Source organism: Neochlamydia sp. S13 (genome assembly GCF_000648235.2).
Taxonomy (GTDB): Bacteria; Chlamydiota; Chlamydiia; order Chlamydiales; family Parachlamydiaceae; genus Neochlamydia.
In genome coordinates, this window is record NZ_AP017977.1 from 1,305,386 (window position 1) to 1,325,353 (window position 19,968).

Sequence of the window (19,968 nt, forward strand, 5' to 3'; positions counted from 1 at the left end):
AAGTTTTTTAGGGTAAATCAGGTCGAACTAAGTAGGGTCTAATCCTTTCATCGGTATTGATAATTTGAAGCATTTCTTGTACGCAATCTACAATGATTCTACGCCCTTCTTCTCGGCTTAAGGGACCCGTTTTTTCAAAACTTAAGGCTAGCATAGTCACCACTCCGTCAGGCATACCTATACCTGTACCAATAGTACGCATGCTATATTTTTTTTGAAGTTTTTTAGAGGTTTTATTTAAAATGTCGCCTACGAATTTCGCCTGTTTAGGCTCTTCATAGCTATCCAATAAGCTCAATACGCAACCAGATAATATGAACATTAAAATGATACAAATGAGAACTTGAATTTTATTCATAACTTGTCGTCCTTATCTTCTATTTTTAAGGAAAGTACTAATATGGTCATCTATTGCTCCTTCATACGTAGGACTTTGAAAGGAATGGCTATAAAAGCCGCCCCTGGGCAAGAATTTAAGGTTACTGTATCGCGTTTACTCCGTATCAATCAGGCAGGTCTGTACCTGTACCCTTGGTGCGCACGTTATAGTTTGCCTGGAGTGTTTGGCGGATTCTCATACCCCTTTAAGCTAGCCCTCATGCGCCTCCCTACTTTATAAAACTATCCCCTTAAGTCGATTGGCAGCTTTGAGAGGATTGGGTATGCAAACCTAGCTTTATAAGCGTATTACTTAAAATTTCGCCTACCAGTTTAGCCTGTTCAGCTTCTTTATAGCTATCTAGCAAGCTCAATGCAACACCCGATGAGACAACTTAAAGCGATAAAATTGGGAATATAAATTTATTTCTTACTTTCATTTTGAACCATTTTCAAAGCTTCCTCAAATTTTTCTTCCTCTATCTTCATGTACCTTTTAGGATTTTCAGCACTAGTATACTTGTAATCGATAGAAGCATTTATTGAGGAAATCACCCCATAGCTTGGATCAAAAATATTGTTTCTGAATTTATCTTCCAAAAATATCCTAACTTCAATATCTCTAGCACTGAAGGGATAATTGTTTAAGTAAGGTCTAATTTTTTCATGAGTATTGATAATTTGAAGTATTTCTTGTACACAATCTACAATGATTCTACGTCCCTCTTCTTTAGTTAAAGGGCCCGTTTTTTCAAAGCTTAACGCTAGCATAGTCACCACTCCATCAGGCATGCCTATGCCTGTACCAATGGTACGCATGCTATATTTTTTTTGAAGTTTTTTAGAAGCTTTATCTAAAATTTCGCCTACAAATTTCGCCTGTTCAGGCTCTTCATAGCTATTCAATAAGCTCAATACGCAACCAGATAGCATGAACATTAAAATGATAAGAATGGGAACATGAAATTTATTCATAATTTTTTGTTGTTACCTTTTATCTTCAAGAAAAGAGTTAATATGGTCTATTTTTACTTTTTTATACGTAGGACTTTGGAAAGAATGGTCATGAAAAGCGGCCCCTGGGCAAGAATTTAAGGTTACTGTATCGCGTTTACTCTGTATCAATCAGGCATGCCTGTACCTGTACCTATGGTGCACATGTTAGAGTTTGCCTGGAATGTTTGGCGAATTCTCATACGCCTTTATGCACCTCCATACTTTATAAAAGCATCCCCTGAAGCGATTGGTAGCTTTGAGAGGATTGGGTATGCACGCCCAGCTTTATAAGCGTATTACTTAAAATTTCGCCTACCAGTTTAGTCTGTTCAGCTTCTTTATAGCTATCTAGTAAGCTTAGTACAGCACCAGATCAGGTGGCTTAAAGCGATATAAATGCGAATATAAATTTATTTCTTACTTTCATTTTGAACCATTTTCAAAGCTTCCTCAAACTTTTCTTCCTCTATCTTTGAATTTTTTTTGGGGTTTTCTGAAGATTTATATTTGTAGTTAACTGATCCATCGATTTCAGAAATTACACCATAATCAGGTTCATAAATTTTATTTCCATCTTTTGTCTTTAAAAAAAGCCTAATTTCAACGTTATTGGGGGTAAAGGGATAATTTTCTAAATAAGGTCTAATTTTTTCATTCTTATTTACTGTTTGAATCATTTCCTCTACACACCCTACGATAATTGCACGCCCTTCTTCTTTGGTTAGAGGGCCCGTTTTTTCAAAACTTAAGGCTAACATGGTTACCACTCCGCCAGGCATGCCTATGCCTGTACCAATGGTACGCATACTATATTTTTTTTGGAGCTTTTTGGAGACGCTATTTAAAATGTCGCCTACAAATTTCGCCTGTTCAGGCTCTTCATAGCTATCCAATAAGCTCAATACGCAACCAGATAATATGAACATTAAAATGATACAAATGGGAACTTGAATTTTATTCATAATTTGTCGTCCTTATCTTCTATTTTTAAGGAAAGTACTAATATGGTCATCTATTGCTCCTTCATACGTAGGGCTTTGGAAAGAATGGTCATGAAAAGCGGCCCCTGGGCAAGAATTTAAGGTCACTGTGTCGCGTTTACTCCGTATTAAGCCTCCTACATCAATATAAGGGATAGGATCGCGCCAAGCTTGTGCCCGATAGTGATAAGCTTTCCTACAGGAGTCAGCATATATATAAGCTGCTGGAGCAATGGCTAACACAGTAATTTGCTTACGTAGCTTTTCATCATAACTTAAAAGAGCATTTCTGACATTTATGGCCCCTTGGCTATGGCAAATTTGAAAATACTCTCCGCGTGGATATTCGTCAAAGAATTTATTCCATGTTTCATGATTAACGCGTACTGGCGTAGTAGCTGTATAACATAAACCTAAGCCTGATTCAATACAATCGTTAAGCAAATTATGCGTAGCATTATGGATAACATCTATCGAATATTCCCAGCCTAATTCTCTAAGGTGGATGGCATTATTAATAGCCTCTAGTTGGGTTGTCATAATGCCATTATGAACACCTAGACGAAAATTTTCCGATTTACTCCCTAGCAATACGGCTAATGAGGAGCTTTCACAGCGCACAAATTTTCTTTCAAACCTATCTGTAAAGCTAACTCTAGGCAGGCTTTTTGTATTTTCACCTTTTTCTCTAATGGGTGTTTTTTCTATTCTATAAGAGGCGCGCTCTTTGCCATACATGATCACACTTTCGCGGTGTTTTTCCCCACGGCTAGGACTGGAACTTCTTAATCCATACAGGTCTCTATCATTTAAAGGATTGTTTAAAAGATAGGCATATAGATTAGGGCCAGCCTCAAAGCTTAAAGGATCTGCAGTTACCCAGCGTGTGGTGGCGGGGTTGTAATAGCGGCGTCCAAAGTAAACAAACTGGGTTTCAGCGTCCACACGTTTAGAAGAAAAACGCCAAGGGTTGATCGATTGCTTGATAAGCTTATTATTTTTGCCATAGATAGATTCTTGCCCATAAGCGGTATATCGATAAGTTTCTTCTATGCTATGGGTCTTGGCGTTAATCAGTAGGCGGATATTGCCTAACGTGTCATGGATGGGTATGTAAGCCTTACCTTGGAGTTCTAGCAAAACCGAAGCGTCTATTTCAGCTCCTTTACCTCTACCTAATATACGCAATTGCTGAATGTTGCCTTTAGAGTCGCAAGCGCCAATTTCGTTAAGTCCATGGTACATGTAACGAATTTCTTTCTCAGGTATCCACGTGTTTTCAACTTTAGAGCAGGAATAAAAGGTGCTGCTTAAACGGCGGTTAAGCTCATCATAGGCATAGGTGACCTGATGAGTAGGGGTATGAATGGCAATCAAGCGATCTAATGCATCGTAAGATAAGTTTAAAGAGCCTTTACGGATAAGGTTTCCATTTAGGTCGTAGACATGTGGGTCTAAGCCATCATGAAGGAGCTGATTGAGAGCATTAACGGTATGGGGACGTTTATTTTTCTCCACCATATTATTGAGGGAGTCGTAGCGATAAATATGATCCCCTAAGCCTTTTTCGGATTGAAGCTGATATAAAGCATCGTATGTATAGGTACTGTTTACTTTGCCTACTGGGTCGAGGGTTGTTCTTTTTAAAAGATTGCCCACTTGATCAAAACCGTTATCAGGAATATCCTCTTTTAAGGACTTAGACGAAATGCTAATCAGACGAGAATAGGCATCGTAAGTGTATTGAATCGTGCCTGCTTCCGCCATCAATTTAGCCTCTTCTAATGCCCCCGAAAGATTGTAATGCTGATAGGTGTGTCGATAAGGGCCTCGACTAATTTGATGAAGGTAAAGCGATTTATAAGAGTATTGAATAGAAGAATGGTCTGGAAGTATAATTTCCTGGATTCTATCTAAATTGTCGTAACTATATTTTTGAGTTAACCCATGGGATAAAGTTTCTTGGACCAAACGTTTATTTTTATCGAAAATACGCGTGGTAGACTTTCCTGTATGCTTATCCTCCACACCTACAACATTAGAGTTAGCATCATAAGTATAGCAGTAATGCAAAGAGTTATCAGTGGAGGAAAAAGAGGTGAGGCGACCTAGCCAGTCATAGGCGTAGTAAAGTTCTATCCCATCGGGTTTGATAACTTTTTCTTTTTGTCTATAAGCATTATAGACATACTTTGTTTGCTTTTGTTCAGGACTTCCTACGGCTTCCGTACAACTGATCAGATTTTTGGCAAAGTCATACTCAAAATGAGTGGTGACCAGCCGATCAGGTTGATGAGGAGTCAACACATGCTCAATTTGTTTACAGCAAAGTCCTTCTGCATCATAAAAAAACTCACGTTTTTGCAGGATAACGCCCATAGGGTCGCGACGAATTGCAAAGCGAACCTGCCCGCAGCTATCATGCTCCTGAAAAAAAGATTGGCCGATGGCGTCGATGGTTTCTTTAGCATATACATATTGGCCCTCTTGATTAAGGTGAAGATAATAAAAGAGGGTGCGTGTTGTATGTCCTTGAGGATCAATCAAAGTGGCAACATCCCCATAGGCATTATAGTGGGTAAAGGTGATAACAGGCTTTGATTGATGATAAGAAATTGTTTGGATGGGCTGGCCTTGCTCGTTGTAAAGATAGCCTATTTTAGTTAAAACCTGTCCTTCAGCATCCTCGGTTCGCTCTTCGATAAGGCGATCCTTAGCATCATACTCTTTAACGTTGGCAATATAGTCTTTTTCCTCGGAGCCAAAATATTCCAAAGTCTTAGCGAGCCGTTGGCAGGCATCATATTGATAAACAGTTTTTGCCTCATTTTTCGCCATGCTGGCCAGACGACCAGCAGCATCGTATTGATAATAAGTAGATTGCCCTCCAGCATCCACTTCGGCTATCTTATGAAAATGATTGTAATGGGTAGTGGTTTCGCTAAGCTTTTCCCCTGTAGGAGCAAAAGTCATTTGCCGACAAGCTCTTCCTAAATAATCATACTCTGTCTGGGTAACCACTCCATTTAAGGAGATGCTTTTAGCAAGATATCCTTCAAGGGTATATGCATTCTTTTCGGTAGATCCATCAGGATATTGGATGAGGGAGGGCTGGCCTCGGATATTATAATTAAAAGTTGTTTTAAAACCTCGACGATCAGTTTTACAGATAGGGTTATCGGCAATATCATACTCAATACATTCAAAAGGCTGATAAGGTTGGCCATGAGAATCTAATAGCTTTGGATAGATTGTTTTGATTAAACGTCCACAATGATCGTAAGTGTATTGAGTGGTCTCTCCCTGCCAATTGGTCATCGCTACTTTTTGGCTAAGGCCATTATAAGCATAATGGGTCGTTAACGTTTGATCAGCATGGATATCTTTAGAACAAATGCGTCGATTAGAAAAGTCATATTCATGCACAGTATGATAATCTTTGCCAGGGTATTGCTCAAAAATAAGGTTGTCGTTTTCATCGTATTGATAGAAAGAGGTATGCCCTAAAGCATTAGTCTCTTTAAGAATATTTCCATGGGCGTCGTAATCCCAATGCAAAGTAAAGCGAGGCTGCCCGTTACTATCAAAATGTGTCTGCTGGGTTATACGCCCTTGATGATCATGGAAATTTTGAGTTTTTTGCAGTAAAATCTCTTCCTTAAGGGCAAGGTCTAAATACTTTTCTTCAATAATTTCAGGTAAACCCACAGGAAATTGATCGCGATAGCTTGTATACACACTATGGCGCTCTGTGATACCTGCCAGATCCTCTTCTTCTAAAGCATGCCCATCATCATAAACATAGCGTGTGATCGAACCATTGCTGTTATAAGTATAAAATTCGCGATAGATAATTTTGTTATTCACGCGCATGAATTTTTTATGGAGTAAAGCAGATTTAGGGTAATAGACGTAAACGATCTCTTTACAACCATCTTGCTCACGTAATAAATGGTTATATCCATCATCACTATACTCATAAGTGCGAATGTAGCTGTCATATTGTCCCGCTATAGGAATGCCCTCTTTATTTAGCACAGGGCCCTTTGCATTCCCCGTAAGATTTCCAAGCAACCATTCATGTTTTATATTTCCATTTTTGTCATAATCGTAATAGCGGCTGCTTAGTAAGTTACCCTGGCCATCTTGTAGGGTTTTAGTTGTTAAACATCCCTCTAAAATTGGCAAAGAGCTCCAAAAAAAACTTTGCGTGCGATAAAGATTAGCGTCTAACAGCTTATCGATGCCTGTTAAGCGTCTTTTTGAGTCATAATGATAGCGAGTTTCTTGGTTATGAAGATCGAGCACGCGGGTCGTCCCACCTGGATAGCTATAAATACGACTTTTACGGTTGATAAAGTTTACCTCATAGTAAAAGCGATGGGTAGGGTGCAGGGTTTGATCTGTTCCTACAGCAGCTTTTAAACAAGATACACGTTCATAAGGGGAAGTACATCCATCGTAAAAAGTTAAAGGTTTTTTAGTATAAGCGTAAGGGTTGGTTTCATCGTAATATTCAATTTGCTTGCAGCGACCATTGGGTAGGGCTTTTTGTTTCATGCGGTGGGTAGTATCATCGTAAGAATAGCAGATTTTGGGAGCGTGAGTAGAAATCACTTGATGGAGGTCATGTCTGGCCGGATAATTGCTGAAAAGATATTCACAGCTTCCGCTTTTATCTTGATTGGCATAGGCTACCATGCGGGGATTAAGCTTAAAATTATCATATTCAAAGTGAATCTTCCCTAAATCTTGCTTAAGGCTATTCGTATTACTTATCTCATCAATTTTCCACCCTAAAGGGGATTTTTGATAGGTATACTGCGTCTTAATTCCATAAGGTTTTTGTTCATAAGTAAGCCCATCTTGATAGCGAATCTCAGTCAGGGAAAGTGGCGTGCGATGACTAGAACCAAAATATTTAAGGCTTTTTGAACCATCTCTTAAGTACACGGCAAAAGTACCTGGTTTAGGAGAAATAATTTGCATCTGAAGATTATGAGGATTGCTTTTCCCACTGATAAATCCTCTAGAGCAATTGGTCAACCCCTGACTGTAATTGGTTGCATTGATGAAAAGGGTGCGCCCAATTAGGGTATTGGTATATAAAGTCTTCATGCCTTTTTCTTCGTGAACAACTCTGTTTAAGCTGCCGCCAAGCATTTCTACATTTTCTGGCTCGTTAATGCTCCAGCCGCTGGTATGGGTGTAAATACGCTCTATATAGAGAGGATCTGGACCTGGGGTCCATAGATCAATAGCATGATCGATAAAGGTACCCGTGATGACGTTAACGCATCCGTCTACCATAGCTGAAGGCTCCCCACCTAAAGTGGCGATATTTTGCTCGCCTATAAGGGTTTCTTGGGAGGAATTAAAGTTTGCCAAGCCCACAGGTTCTTCAGTCGCTTGAAGAGGTAGGCAAACACTGCATAAGAAAAAAATTAAAAGAAAATTTCGCATCTATTCTTCCAAAAGATAAAAATTTTCTTATACAAAGGAAGTGGTTTGGTAGCAATAAAATTTTAATTTAACTTACGCAGACATAAAATTTTTCTGTAAAGTTTGCAATTCTTGATAAGCCATCTGATTAGCTTTAAGGATTAGCCTATATTCTAGAGCAAAATGATTAAGTGAAGTTTTGACTATGAGAAATTCAAGCTTGCAATAAGCGATAAAAGAGGCAAAAATATGGTCTCTTTGAGAACGAACAATTTTGGTTGGAGACTTCTTAAGGCTAGTATTTTGCTTTATCGATTTTGTAATACTGGTGAGCCGACCTGAGGAACTTCCCCACAAGCCTCTCGTAGAACGGTACGGGAACCTCTCAATTCATACCGCTCCCAATTAAGCAAACGCCCCTATCATTCCTTTATTTTTTGTAATAGAATAGGACTTAACCTGACATTTGTGATAAAAATAAAGGAAACACGATTTATAAGTCATGAAGCTTGAAGCTCTGTTGCTCATTAAAAGTGATAACAGGGAAGTTGAAGTGAGCGACTTAAATCAATAAGGAGTGTCAAAATGTCAAATTCAGCAAATCATCAAAAAGTTATAAAAAATAAACTTGGTGTTTTAAAGCTAGCTGAAACATTAGGAAATGTATCTTAAAGCGTGTAAGATGATGGGATATTCAAGAGATAGCTTTTATAGATTCAAAGAACTTTATGAAACAGGTGGAGAGGTAGCTCTTCAGGATATGACGCGTAAAAAACCCTGCATAAAAAACAGAGTGGATGAGTCTATCGAAAAAGGTGTGGTTGATTTTGCTCTTCAAAAGCCTGCTTATGGGCAGTTAAGAGTATGTAACGAACTTAAGAAACAAGGAATTTTTATTTCGCCAGGAGGTGTGCGCTCTGTTTGGCTAAAGATACAATCTTGAGACCTTTCAACAACGTCTTGAAAGCATTGGAAGCTAAAATGAAAATAAATTCGATATTCTCTTAAATACTCCAACGCCATCAAGAGCTTGTCTTGGATACTTAGCCCGCCTCTTCTTCCTGCTCTTCTGTATCTTCTGTTTTGTGCTTCTACTAAAACCTCGACCATTCTTTCAAATGTTTCACGCTTTACTCCTGTCAGCCTTCTAAATTGTTCGGCAGACAGCACTTTAAGCTCCTCATATTTTTCCATATCTTTTTCCTTAGTTTAAAGGATAAGAAAATAGCAAAAATTTAATTAAGCAAGAAGTCTAATAAAAAATCTCTTCAGATTATGAAGCGGTTTTTTAGGTAACTATAGTATTCATGTATTTCGAAAGGAATGTATATAGGATCTCTAATAAAAAATTCGTCATCTTCAATGATTAATTTTTCTCTCCAATATTCTGGTAGATTGAAGTTTTGTAAATGAACTTTCAAATTAGCAAGAATCGTTTCTAGTGAATATTTATGATAGATCTCATCTTTTTCTAGGGCGCGAAGAAGAATGATGAGGTCAAATTTTTTGTCTGGGTATTTTCTGAATAATTGAGAGAATAAATACCGTTGGCAAAGGCCTATTCTGAAACGAGGAGACCAATGTGTCAGAAATTGAGAAAAAAAGTCACAAAAATCATCGATTTCATTAGGATCATTCGGCATAGCTTCGATGTTTTTAGTAAGATTCTGTTCCGTTCTTTCTAAATTAAGGAAGAAAGAAGAACAACTTATAGGAAAGCTTAAAGACATATCATCATAAATACGACAGTATTCAAGAGCATCTTTAGAAAGAAGGATTTCTTTTTCAAAAGCTAAAGCTTGAAGGAAAATATTTTCTATACGGATAGCTTGCTTATGTGCAGGCCAAAATGCTGAAAACCTATCTCGATTAAACGGAACGCCCCTTTCCCATTTCATAGATAGCATTTCAAATACCTCATGGGCTTTAATGCAAGCTTGGTTATCTCCAACCGTATTAAAATATAGTTGGTAACCTAACTTCCCATGATTGAGTCGCTTCATGTGCTGCGTGATCGATTCATCAGAAATTTTTTGACAAAGAGCAAGAACTTTATCTTTAAATAGCTTGGTCATTTCAGGGGTATTTTCAGCAACGCTAAGACGTTTGATTTCAAAAAATTGGTGATATTCTTCTCGTTGCCTTGCATCCCATAGAAGAGATAAGCGAAAGAAGACCCAAGTAATGAAATCTAGAAATTCTTCCTTTTTTATTTTGAAAAAAATTGATCCATTAAAAGAAGGTAATTTTATTGAATTGATATTCATCATAGTATACTACTCTTTTTGTTTCGAAAAAATTGATATATTAAAAAGTTAATGTTAGAATTTATTTTTATAACATGATTACTATACTTCAATAAACATAAATTGTAAATAGTATATTTCTGCTAACTCACTCAATAAATATAATATTTTTTGTTCAATAAATTAATTTCTTAGAATCTGAATTAATCTTAAATTAAGCCCCCTCGCGACGCAAAGAGAAACAAGTGTATGCCATTTTGGGTTACCTATGCCTGAAAAAGTTTTATAAAGACTTTCACGCCCTACTTGAACCTTTTTAGCGAGAGCACCAATACCATATTGAGCTTCTGCAACATTGCGGGGAGCAATAAGAAAGAGTTGCTGGGACTCTTCGTCGCTTTTAAGGCTTTCTTCCAAAGCATCGTTTAGATACGCAACAGCTTGATCATGATCTTTAAGCTTTTCAAGAAGCCAATCTTCATATTTTTTATTTTTCGCCATGTTTTTTCTCCCTAGATTGATATTCCTTTGCTTTATCAATATTTCTAGACTGTGATTCCTTATTCCCTCCACACAGAAGCAATATCACTTTGTTGCCTATTTTGAAGTAGTAAATCCGGATCCCTGGACCATAATGAATTCGTAATGCCGCTATTTCATCGCCTAGTGACTTACAGCCCCCAAAATTTCCCAATTCACTCGGGCTAAACGCGTAAGAATCTTGGATCTTGTATGCATTTCTTGAATGCTTTCAAACCAATCGTCAAAAGGGTTGCGGCGGAAGGAGTTACGTAGAATTTAATCTCAATTTCCCTATAACTTTATTGCATCCTTTGAGATACATCACTTTCAAATAAAATCTAAGCCACTAAAAATGAACGCATTGACAGCTCTTGAGAGAACGCTAACCTGTCACAAGTCCGAAGTGTACCCAGTAGGGATTTGTTAATTTATGTAGCACTGCAAGTGACGCACAAAAAAACGGTTCAAGCAGTCTTACAATCATCTTTCTTTCATCCAACTTTAAATTCAAGAAGCCAAAATTTAAGATCTACTTTTTTGGTGATACTATGCAAAAAGTCATTAAATAATTAAGAATGACTTGGCAAAATTGAATTTTTTGCTTTAAATGCGACGCCTACCTAAAAATCTAACTTATCATCACGTCTTCTTTTCTGTTAAAGGCCTGTTAAAGTGTTGCAATGAGTAATATTTGCTATGTTGCCTCGCTGCAAAATAGCCTAGAATAGATTAGACTTCTTGCTTAATTAAATTTTTGCTATTTTCTTATCCTTTAAACTAAGGAAAAAGATATGGAGAAATATGAGGAGCTTAAAGTGCTGCCTGCCGAACAATTTAGAAGCCTGACAGGAGTAAAGCGTGAAACATTTGAAAGAATGGTCGAGGTTTTAGTAGAAGCACAAAACAGAAGATACAGAAGAGCAGGAAGAAGAGGCGGGCTAAGTATCCAAGACAAGCTTTTGATGGCGTTGGAGTATTTAAGAGAATATCGAACTTATTTTCATTTAGGTAGAAGTTATAGATTGAGCGAAAGTGGTTGCTATCGAGCATGTAGATGGGTGAAAGACACATTAATTAAAAGTGGGGAATTTTCGCTTCCTGGAAAGAAAGCTCTTTTGGAAAAGGATAGTGAATATGAAGTAGTGCTTATAGATGCATCAGAATCACCTGTAGAGCGACCTAAGAGAAGAGTTAAAGAAAAAAAAGATAAGGAATCGCAACAACAAGCAGAAGCATTTCTATTCAGGAAAAAAGAAAAGGCATACCCTAAAAAGTCAGGTGGTAGTCGATAAGAAGAGTAGGAAAGTTATCTATACGGCCTTTAGTAATGGTAAAAAGCATGATTATAGGTTGTTTAAAGAAAATAAGGTGCGCTGGACTGATAACCGCTAGTGGATATACAGGTATAAAAAAACTTCAAAGAAACTCCAGGCTACCAAAAAAATCTAGAAAGAGAAAACCGTTAACTCAGGAAGAAAAAAAGCAAAACCAAGCAATTTCTTCGGAAAGAGTGGTAAACGAAAATCTGATTGGGAGTTTGAAAAGATTTAAAATCATAAGCGATAGATACAGGAATCGAAGAAGAAGGTTGGGTTTGCGCTTTAATCTTATTGCGATGATCTACAGCTATGAAATTAAAATTTAATTACTCAAGAAGTCTAATTTTGATACTGACCTTTTTTCCTTTGTTCTTTAGAGAAAGGTGCCCTTGCGGTGAGCATGCTTAACGAATAACCTTCAAATTGGAGAAAGTCTTGTTTATCAATGGTCTGGCTGTTTCCAGGAATGAAAATCAGGAAAGAAAATCATTTAAATAAAATTTCTAATGGAATACTATGTAAGTATGGACATATTAGAAAAAATTAAAAAAATCGAAGCTCTGATTGCGAGCAGCAAAAGTGAAGGTGAAAAGCATGCTGCTACCCTTGCTAAAAACAGAATTTTAGAACGACATAAGCAGGAACTAGTTGAAAAACCTCTTGAATATACAATTCACCTTAGAAACGAGTGGAAGAAAAAACTGTTTGTTGCCCTTTGCAATAAGTTTCAAATTCAGACGTACCGTTATAAAAGACAGAAAAACACAACAGTTATGCTTCGCGCAGATTCAACCTTTGTTAACAATACACTATGGCCAGAATTTAATAAATATGCGGCATTGCTAGAAGATTTAGTTCAAGACATTATCGATGACTTAATCAATAAGATTCATGATGTCAAAGAGGAGGAGGTTGTGATTGCAGGAGAGTTGACTGAAACTCCTTAAGTCTTTTTTCATAGCTCCAAGAGAGCCAAAATTTCAGATTCCGGCGAACATCGTTTTGGTATTATGTTGAATTGCAATTAGAAAATTATAGGGAGTCGACCTGATTGAGAGCGCAAGTTTCCATCACGCTCATAAGGATGCCGGCAATTTTAGCTCCAGTTTCATTGCAAAAGAAATATGCATTTTTGCGATTCAAAACAGCTTTTTTCATCATTTGCTCTGCGATATTATTAGTTAATAAGACTCCAGGAATACCCAGAAACAGGGTAAATACTTCCCAGTGGATATTTAGATAGAAAATCGCTTTACCCATGCTGCTATTTGGCTCCACTTTCTTATCTTGAATAAGGCTGCTACAATATTTCTTTATTCTATTCATCAGAAAATAGTAGATAAATATTCGTAAAAATTTTGATTAATGTTTGCACAAAAACTAAATTCTAAAATCCACTTTTTTCCTATAACCTTGTGGAAAGTGCCGAGCTAAGTTACAAGAGATTTATCCACAAAAACTTCTCTATCTTGAATTTCTATGATGAATAAGTTATAGTGCCTCTAACCTACTTACTGACTGGCTATGGATCCATTTGACCTAAGACTTTGGGAAGGCTTTTCTGCAGCCCTATCTGGCGCTTATATAGGCTCCCCTATTGTGGATCAAATCTGCATTGACTCTCGCTTAATTTCCTCTCCCCATGCACTATTTGTAGCTTTACCAGGACAAGTTGAAGATGGTCATGATTATATTGAACAAGCAGCCATAGCAGGCGCACGCTTTGCAATTGTACGCGATGATTGGCAACCAGCCAAGTTACCTGCTATTAATCTTTTACGTGTTTTAGATCCTTTAAAAGCTTTCCAAGAGATAGCTACGGCCTATCGACATCAACTTAAGCCCTTTATAGTCGGCATCACTGGTACGCATGGTAAAACAATGGTTAAAGATTTGCTACAGGCGATGATAGCACCTACCAAAAGAGTAATAGCATCTCCTGGTAGCTTTAATAGCCAAGTGGGCGTGCCTTTAAGCATTCTCAACATCTCTCAACAGCATGAGATTGCGCTGATAGAAGCAGCGGTGTCCCAAGATAATGAAATGGATCACTTAGCAAAAATTATTCATCCTCAAGCCTGTATACTCACTCATTTAGGCAAAAAGCATCTGATCACTTTCGGCAACCAACAGGCCCTTGTAGCAGAAACTGTTAAGCTTATAACTGTCCCTCCTGAAAATAAATGGGCCCTTATCCCTGAAACTCCTTTTCTCGAGCCTTATTTAAAGCAAATTAAAGCTCCTTACTATTTTTGGAATAGAGAAAGTCCTTTTCTTCCCCATGCTCATCTTTTAAACAAACCTTACGATGCAGAGATGCTTTATGGCATTAAATTTCCTTGCGGAACTTATTTAAAAGAAAGAATTAATGCTGGCTTCTATTATTTCATGGATCTTCTTAACATTTCAGTTAAAGCTGCCTGGCTCCTGGGAGTCTCTGCTGAGGTAATCAAAGAGGTCCTTTGTAACTATATCCTAGAGCCAATGCGCACAGAAATATGGAAGTCGCCAATAGGCGCAACATTTATCAATGAGACTTATAGCTCTGATCCTCAATCTGTTGATCAAGCCCTTAAACATTTTGAGCACTCCTCTAATGAACAGCGTAGGATATTTATTTTTGGTGGCATACGAGGAAAAAAAGAAAATAACACTTCGGAATATAGGCGCATAGGCCATGCTCTTATAAAAAATAAAGTGCAAATGCTAGCTTTAGTTGGCTCGCATGATTTTCAAGAAATCATTAACATAGCTAACCAAGCAAAAAGTCCTTTAGAAATTTGCCATTACAATAGCTATCGCGATGCCCTTGAGCAGATGCAAGCCCATATAAAAGGCAATGATTATGTAGTCATCAAAAATGAACGTAAAGAATCATTAAATAATTTAATAAAAATTTTTAATGATAGTATAGCCAGCAATCAATGTTTTATAAATCTTGCTGCTATACAATCCAACATTGCAACCATTCGCCATAAGGTAGGAGCTAACACGCGCCTTATGGTGATGGTTAAAGCGTTAGCTTACGGCACCGAGGAGATACGCATAGGAAAATTTTTATCCACCTGCGGAGTTGATATCTTGGGCGTTTCTTGTGTAGATGAAGGGGTAGTCCTTAAAAGAGCTGGCGTTAAGCAATCAATATTTGTGATCCATTCTTCTATTTATGAAATTGCAAAAATTGTTAAATGGGAGCTGGAAGTGGGGGTAAGTGAAAAGGAATTTATTACTGCCCTAGCAAGCGAGGCTTCTAAACAAAATAAAAGCATTCGAGTACACTTGCATGTTGATACAGGAATGAATCGCCTAGGGTGCCCAGCTAACAACGCCTTTGAGCTTGCGACTTTAATCAAAGATTGCCCCCATCTTATTTTAGAAGGCTTAATGACCCATTTTGCCTGTGCTGATGACCCCAAGCAAGACTCTTTTACATTGGCTCAAGCGCAGAGCTTTGATGCTGTCATTGCCCAGTTAAAAAAGCATCATATTGCAGCTAACTATTACCATGCCTCAAACTCAAGCGCAGTTGTTAGATTTGATTTTAATCAGTATAACATGGTTCGCGTGGGTTTAGCTATCTATGGACTCCACTGCTCAGAAGCTACCCGCCAGGCAATGGAATTGCGACTCTCTCTTACGCTTGTTTCAAGGATAGCGGGCATTAATTATTGCAAAGCAGGCGATACCATTAGCTATGGCCGCAGTTACCTCGTAGAACGGGATAAACAAATAATCGCTGTCCTTCCTATTGGATATTTTGATGGCCTTCATCGCCATTACAGTGGAAAAGGGTATGTTCTCATTCGAGGGCAAAAAGCACCTATGGTAGGAAAAATCTGTATGGATTTTATGATGGTAGATGTTACGGATATTGAGAATGTAGCCATTGGAGATGCAGTATTGATCTTTGGTGAGGATGAGCATGGCCAATATCTTGCTCCTGAAGAAGTAGCTTCCCAGGGAGATTCGATTGTCCATGAATTGATTACCTGCTTAGGACCTCGTATTCAGCGAATATTTATCCATGAAGAAACTAACCAAAAAAGCTAACTCTCTTGCGCAAGAAGCTGAGGAAGTGCTTTTTCAAGGTTACTATGGAGAAACGTATAGCCCGAATCGATTAATTTCGAGCATGAAACGCGCTGACTGGATAAAAGCAGCTCTTCGGCTTTTTCACCCAACACGACCCGTAAGACAAAGCTGGGAAAAGATAAAATGGTAGGTCGACCGAGTGCTTTTCCTAACGTTTTAGTAAATACATCATTGGTGACAGGGTGCGGAGCCACCACGTTAATAGGACCTTTCAATTTTTCTGCTTTCAAAACATGCAAAATCACAGCAAGAACATCTTCTAAGATTACCCAGCTCATATATTGCTGTCCCGATCCAATTCTACCGCCAATTCCCCATTTGAATCCTACCAACATTTTAGCTAAAGCTCCCCCCTTAGTGCTAAGGACGATTCCAAAACGCAGGCAGGCTACACGCACATCCATCGTTTCTAGGGCGTGTGTAGCTTTTTCCCACTCTTCGCAAACGTGAGCTAAAAATCCCGTGCCATTTGAACTCTCTTCAGTCAAAAGAAGATCTCCCCTGTTTCCATAATAACCTATCGCAGAAGCATTAATGAAAAGCTTGGGAGGATTTTTCAAGCGAAAAAGACAACTTGCAAGAGTACGAGTGGCCTGAAGGCGGCTTTCAATAATAGATCTCTTTTTAGCTTCTGTCCAACGTCCTTTAAAAATGTTATCACCGGCTAAATTGATAATTCCTTCGATGCCCTCTAGGTCGTTATCACTAATGGCTCCTTTTTCAGGAGCCCAGCTTATTTCATTTTTAGCTAAGCCTGTATTTTTACGCACTAGTATCTTTACATAATGGCCTGCTTGCATAAGGGCTATGACTAAACTTTTTCCTATAAACCCGGAAGCACCAGCAACCAAAATTTTCATTAAAACTCCTTTAAGCTTGTCTTAGACAAGGTCACAAGCATCGCTTGGCATCCAATGACGCTCTTTACCTTCCCATTTAACATTACAGCCTATAGGATTTGTTAAAGGCGTAGTTACAGATCCACCCGCCAGATGCTCTGCTATGGCCTTCTCTAAATCATTTTGCCTCACCTTAGAGGTATCTCTGGGACTATCAACTCCTCTACCCGTGTAAATGAGCTTGCGTTGTTGATCAAAAACAAAAAAGTGAGGTGTGCACAGGGCCCCATAGGCTTTAGCTACTTCCTGAGAAGCATCATAAAGATAATACCAAGGAAAATGATGGATTTGCATTCTCTCCTGCATATGTTCAAAGGAATCGGCAGGAATGGTGGCTGCGCTATTGGAGTTAATGCCTACAAAAACTACTCCCTCATTTTTAAACTTTTCAGCTGTCTGGCGAGTCACATCATCGGATCCTGTCACGTAAGGACAGTGATTGCATGTGAAGAAAATGACTAGGATAGAAGCAGAGTCAAAATCTTTTAAGGAATAGTTTTTTCCATCTGTGGCTGGCAGGCAAAAATCTGGAGCTGAGGCTCCTATAGGTAGAGTAAATGGCATAAATAAAGCCTTTTTTAAGGTTTATTTAAGTATCAGAAAAAATTTAAAAAAAGTCAATTTTATATACAGAGCATGGTGTAAATAATCGATTAAGCCTACGAGCTTTTCTCAATTTTCTCTCAAAAACTGTTGATAAAGCAAATGCACCATTTTTTTAAATAATTTTGCTAAAGAGAAAGTGTAGACAAGAATTAGAATGAATTGCAGAGCAAAAGAATGGATAAGCTAGTTTTTTATTTCTTGAAAAGCTGCCAGTGCTTTTTCACGGGCTTTTACATGATCCACAATAGGCTTGGGGTAAGTAACTCCTAGCTCTATGCCAGCCTCTCTTAATGTTTTTTCTGGGGCTTCCCAAGGCTTATGAATCCATTCATTAGGTAAAGCGGCAAGCTCGGGCACCCACTGCCGCACAAAATCTCCATTTGGATCAAATTTTTCTCCCTGCGTGATGGGATTGAATATTCTAAAATAAGGCGCGGCATCCGCCCCACAACCTGCCACCCACTGCCAGCCTAAGGTATTATTGGCTAAATCTGCATCTACAAGGGTATCCCAGAACCAAGCAAAGCCTTCTTGCCATGCTATCAATAGGTCTTTGACTAGAAAAGAACCTACAATTAACCGTAAACGATTATGCATCCATCCGATTCTCCACATTTGCCGTATACCTGCATCAACAAAAGGATAGCCAGTCTGGCCTTTCTGCCATGCTTTTAAATGATCGGGATTATTATCCCAAGGGAATTGATTAAACTCTTCTCTTAAAGGTTCCTTAGAAGTGTGAGGAAAATGATAAAGAAGGTGATAAGCAAATTCTCTCCATCCTAATTGCCGCAAGTAAGCCTCAACCCCTTCTTTACTAAGATCGCACTGCTCTTTAATGGTATGCCAAATTGTACGAGGGCTTATTTCGCCAAAATGAAGGTAAGGAGAAAGGCGTGAGACTCCAGGTAAATCAGGCCTATCCCTTAGATTTTTGTATTCGTAAATAGAATTTTTTATAAAATCCATTAAAGCTTTTTTTGCATTTAAGGATCCTGGCTTCCATGTGGCTTGAATACCTTTATCCCAGTGAATATGAGGAAGAAGGTTAAGCTCATCGATACTCATGCTATCCACACGAATAGAGACAAGTTTTTTTTTAGGTTCCCAGGCAAGAGGAAGTGGAGGATCAGGCAATTTCTGACAAGCTCTCCAAAAAGGAGTAAAAACTTGAAAAGGCTTTTTTTCTTTATTAAGGTTAGTCCAAGGCTCGAAAAGCAAGCTACTATTAAAACTTTTAGTTTCGATTCCTAATTCATGAAAATGGCTTTTTAGAAGCGCATCCCTTTTAATAACAGCCGGCTCATAACGTCTGTTCCAGAAGATGGAAGTGCTACCCGTAGACTGGCAAAGTTCTTCTAAAATTTTTTGTGTATTGCCCGCACGGATAACTAAATGTAGATCATTTTTCAACAATTCATCGGCTAGGCTTTGTAAAGAGTAATGTAACCACCATCGTGAGGCAGCACCTGGCGGCCAATCGCCTTCTTCCTCGGGAGAATAAATGTAAACAGGAAGAATAGAGGCTCCTTTTTGAAGGGCAGCCTGTAATGCAGGATTATCCTCTAAGCGAAGATCTTGTCTAAACCAAATAATAGTAGAGTCAGTCATACCTAATTTATAAATTAAAGGTTATTTAGATGCAACGCCTACTTCTATCTATAAAATAGAAACGGATTTTATTTTTTCTATTCGTAATTTTTAAAGAAGGAGGTTAAATAGACTAGGAATTATAACGGCTGGTGTCACAGATAAGTTAAATGATGGGATAAGTATAGCGCTATTTATGCACCTTAAGAACGATTCTCACTATCAAGCGCAACCAGAGAGGATGAATTCGCTGGCTGATTAAACCTTTGAGGGTTGATGATCCCGATCTTATTCAGAACTTATTAAAAAATAGTTTACTTTAGATCATAAAACCTCGAAAAGATAATAAAGATTTTCGGATGGCTGAATTATACTTTCTGGCTATATCTTCAAGCTTAAAATCTGTTTTATTTCTTATATTCCATCGTCTTATAGTTACTTTCATAGATTTCCGCGTTGTTTTACTTACTGCTAATGTAAAATTTACTACTATCCTATTTCGTTTGCTATTTTGGGCCTCCCTTGGTCGACAAGTATATCCTAAAAAATCAAATCTGATTTCTTTGTATTTTTCTTTACGATTTGTATCTTTGCAGTAGACAACCTTTGTTTTATTTGGTTAGAGCAGCGAACCACATTTCTCCATTCGCTTTCCAAGCATTTGTAGAATTTGTTTGGCTTCTTATTCTGTCTGACGATGCAATAGGGCCTCATCGAAATATCTACACCATAGTATGTCAGGATAATTTCTTATCATCCATGCATCAAATACATTTTAAAGATCGTCACGTTGGTTACATCTTCACGCTACATAAGAAGACCTTTAGAAAATCTATATTTTTTAAGGTTTCGTTTGCAGGGTAAATGAAAACCTGAAGGATTAAAAAATTACTATATT

At 38.0% G+C, this 19,968-nt stretch carries 13 protein-coding genes and 3 pseudogenes; 4 read left to right on the top strand and 12 right to left on the bottom strand.

Going from position 1 to position 19,968, the window contains the following annotated elements; all coding sequences use genetic code 11:
• Window positions 1-7: 7 nt before the first annotated feature.
• The 4 genes from TY21_RS05035 to TY21_RS05050 all read right to left on the bottom strand — a co-directional run bounded on the left by TY21_RS05035 (window position 8) and on the right by TY21_RS05050 (window position 7,817).
• Window positions 8-358 (bottom strand): hypothetical protein, encoded by a 351-nt coding sequence (locus TY21_RS05035; protein ID WP_130589560.1) that lies wholly within the window; start codon window positions 356-358, stop codon window positions 8-10.
• Window positions 359-801: 443 nt separating this feature from the next.
• On the bottom strand, window positions 802-1,353 hold the full coding sequence (locus TY21_RS05040) for a hypothetical protein (protein WP_042238775.1): 552 nt from the start codon (window positions 1,351-1,353) through the stop codon (window positions 802-804).
• A 431-nt stretch (window positions 1,354-1,784) separates the two neighbouring features.
• A complete protein-coding gene (locus TY21_RS05045; RefSeq protein ID WP_042238778.1) occupies window positions 1,785-2,336 on the bottom strand; it encodes a hypothetical protein in 552 nt (183 codons plus the stop codon).
• Window positions 2,337-2,348: 12 nt separating this feature from the next.
• Window positions 2,349-7,817 carry an RHS repeat-associated core domain-containing protein gene (locus tag TY21_RS05050; RefSeq protein WP_130589561.1) on the bottom strand — a complete coding sequence of 1,823 codons (5,469 nt, stop codon included), beginning with the start codon at window positions 7,815-7,817 and terminating at the stop codon, window positions 2,349-2,351.
• A gap of 564 nt (window positions 7,818-8,381) precedes the next feature.
• Here TY21_RS05050 and TY21_RS05055 point away from each other — a divergent pair.
• Window positions 8,382-8,727 (top strand): annotated as a pseudogene (locus tag TY21_RS05055) (helix-turn-helix domain-containing protein); the annotation flags it as partial.
• 44 nt (window positions 8,728-8,771) lie between these two features.
• Here TY21_RS05055 and TY21_RS11455 read toward each other — a convergent pair.
• The 4 genes and pseudogenes from TY21_RS11455 to TY21_RS05070 all read right to left on the bottom strand — a co-directional run.
• Window positions 8,772-8,990 (bottom strand): annotated as a pseudogene (locus TY21_RS11455) (IS5/IS1182 family transposase); the annotation flags it as partial.
• Between the two features lie 74 nt (window positions 8,991-9,064).
• Window positions 9,065-10,066: a hypothetical protein gene (locus TY21_RS05060; protein WP_042243598.1), complete on the bottom strand. Its 1,002-nt coding sequence runs from the start codon at window positions 10,064-10,066 to the stop codon at window positions 9,065-9,067.
• A 159-nt stretch (window positions 10,067-10,225) separates the two neighbouring features.
• Entirely contained in the window at window positions 10,226-10,543 is a 318-nt protein-coding gene (locus tag TY21_RS05065; protein WP_042243601.1) for a DNA-binding protein, read from the bottom strand.
• Window positions 10,530-10,736, bottom strand: coding sequence for a type II toxin-antitoxin system RelE/ParE family toxin (locus TY21_RS05070; RefSeq protein ID WP_232044329.1), 207 nt, complete (start codon window positions 10,734-10,736; stop codon window positions 10,530-10,532). The genes TY21_RS05065 and TY21_RS05070 overlap by 14 nt, the downstream gene beginning before the upstream one ends.
• Window positions 10,737-11,355: 619 nt before the next feature.
• Between TY21_RS05070 and TY21_RS05075 the strand changes: the two are divergent.
• Both TY21_RS05075 and TY21_RS05080 read left to right on the top strand, forming a co-directional pair.
• A pseudogene (locus tag TY21_RS05075) lies at window positions 11,356-12,209 on the top strand (IS5 family transposase).
• A gap of 198 nt (window positions 12,210-12,407) precedes the next feature.
• Window positions 12,408-12,830, top strand: a complete 423-nt coding sequence (locus TY21_RS05080) for a hypothetical protein (RefSeq protein WP_130589562.1) — start codon at window positions 12,408-12,410, stop codon at window positions 12,828-12,830.
• 85 nt (window positions 12,831-12,915) lie between these two features.
• Here the strand turns inward: TY21_RS05080 and TY21_RS05085 are convergent, their stop codons facing one another.
• Window positions 12,916-13,209 carry a transposase gene (locus TY21_RS05085; RefSeq protein WP_079980002.1) on the bottom strand — a complete coding sequence of 98 codons (294 nt, stop codon included), beginning with the start codon at window positions 13,207-13,209 and terminating at the stop codon, window positions 12,916-12,918.
• A gap of 198 nt (window positions 13,210-13,407) precedes the next feature.
• On the opposite strand from TY21_RS05085, the gene alr reads away from it, so the two are divergent.
• Window positions 13,408-15,933 carry an alanine racemase gene (gene alr, locus TY21_RS05090; RefSeq protein WP_042243606.1) on the top strand — a complete coding sequence of 842 codons (2,526 nt, stop codon included), beginning with the start codon at window positions 13,408-13,410 and terminating at the stop codon, window positions 15,931-15,933.
• Here the strand turns inward: alr and TY21_RS05095 are convergent.
• The 3 genes from TY21_RS05095 to TY21_RS05105 form a co-directional block, all read right to left on the bottom strand.
• Window positions 15,930-16,835, bottom strand: a complete 906-nt coding sequence (locus TY21_RS05095; RefSeq protein WP_042243608.1) for a TIGR01777 family oxidoreductase — start codon at window positions 16,833-16,835, stop codon at window positions 15,930-15,932. The two genes, alr and TY21_RS05095, sit on opposite strands and share 4 nt — an antisense overlap.
• A 21-nt stretch (window positions 16,836-16,856) precedes the next feature.
• A complete protein-coding gene (locus tag TY21_RS05100) occupies window positions 16,857-17,438 on the bottom strand; it encodes a thioredoxin family protein (RefSeq protein WP_042243611.1) in 582 nt (193 codons plus the stop codon).
• 225 nt (window positions 17,439-17,663) lie between these two features.
• Window positions 17,664-19,091 (bottom strand): deoxyribodipyrimidine photo-lyase, encoded by a 1,428-nt coding sequence (locus TY21_RS05105; protein WP_042243615.1) that lies wholly within the window; start codon window positions 19,089-19,091, stop codon window positions 17,664-17,666.
• Between the last annotated feature and the right edge of the window lie 877 nt (window positions 19,092-19,968).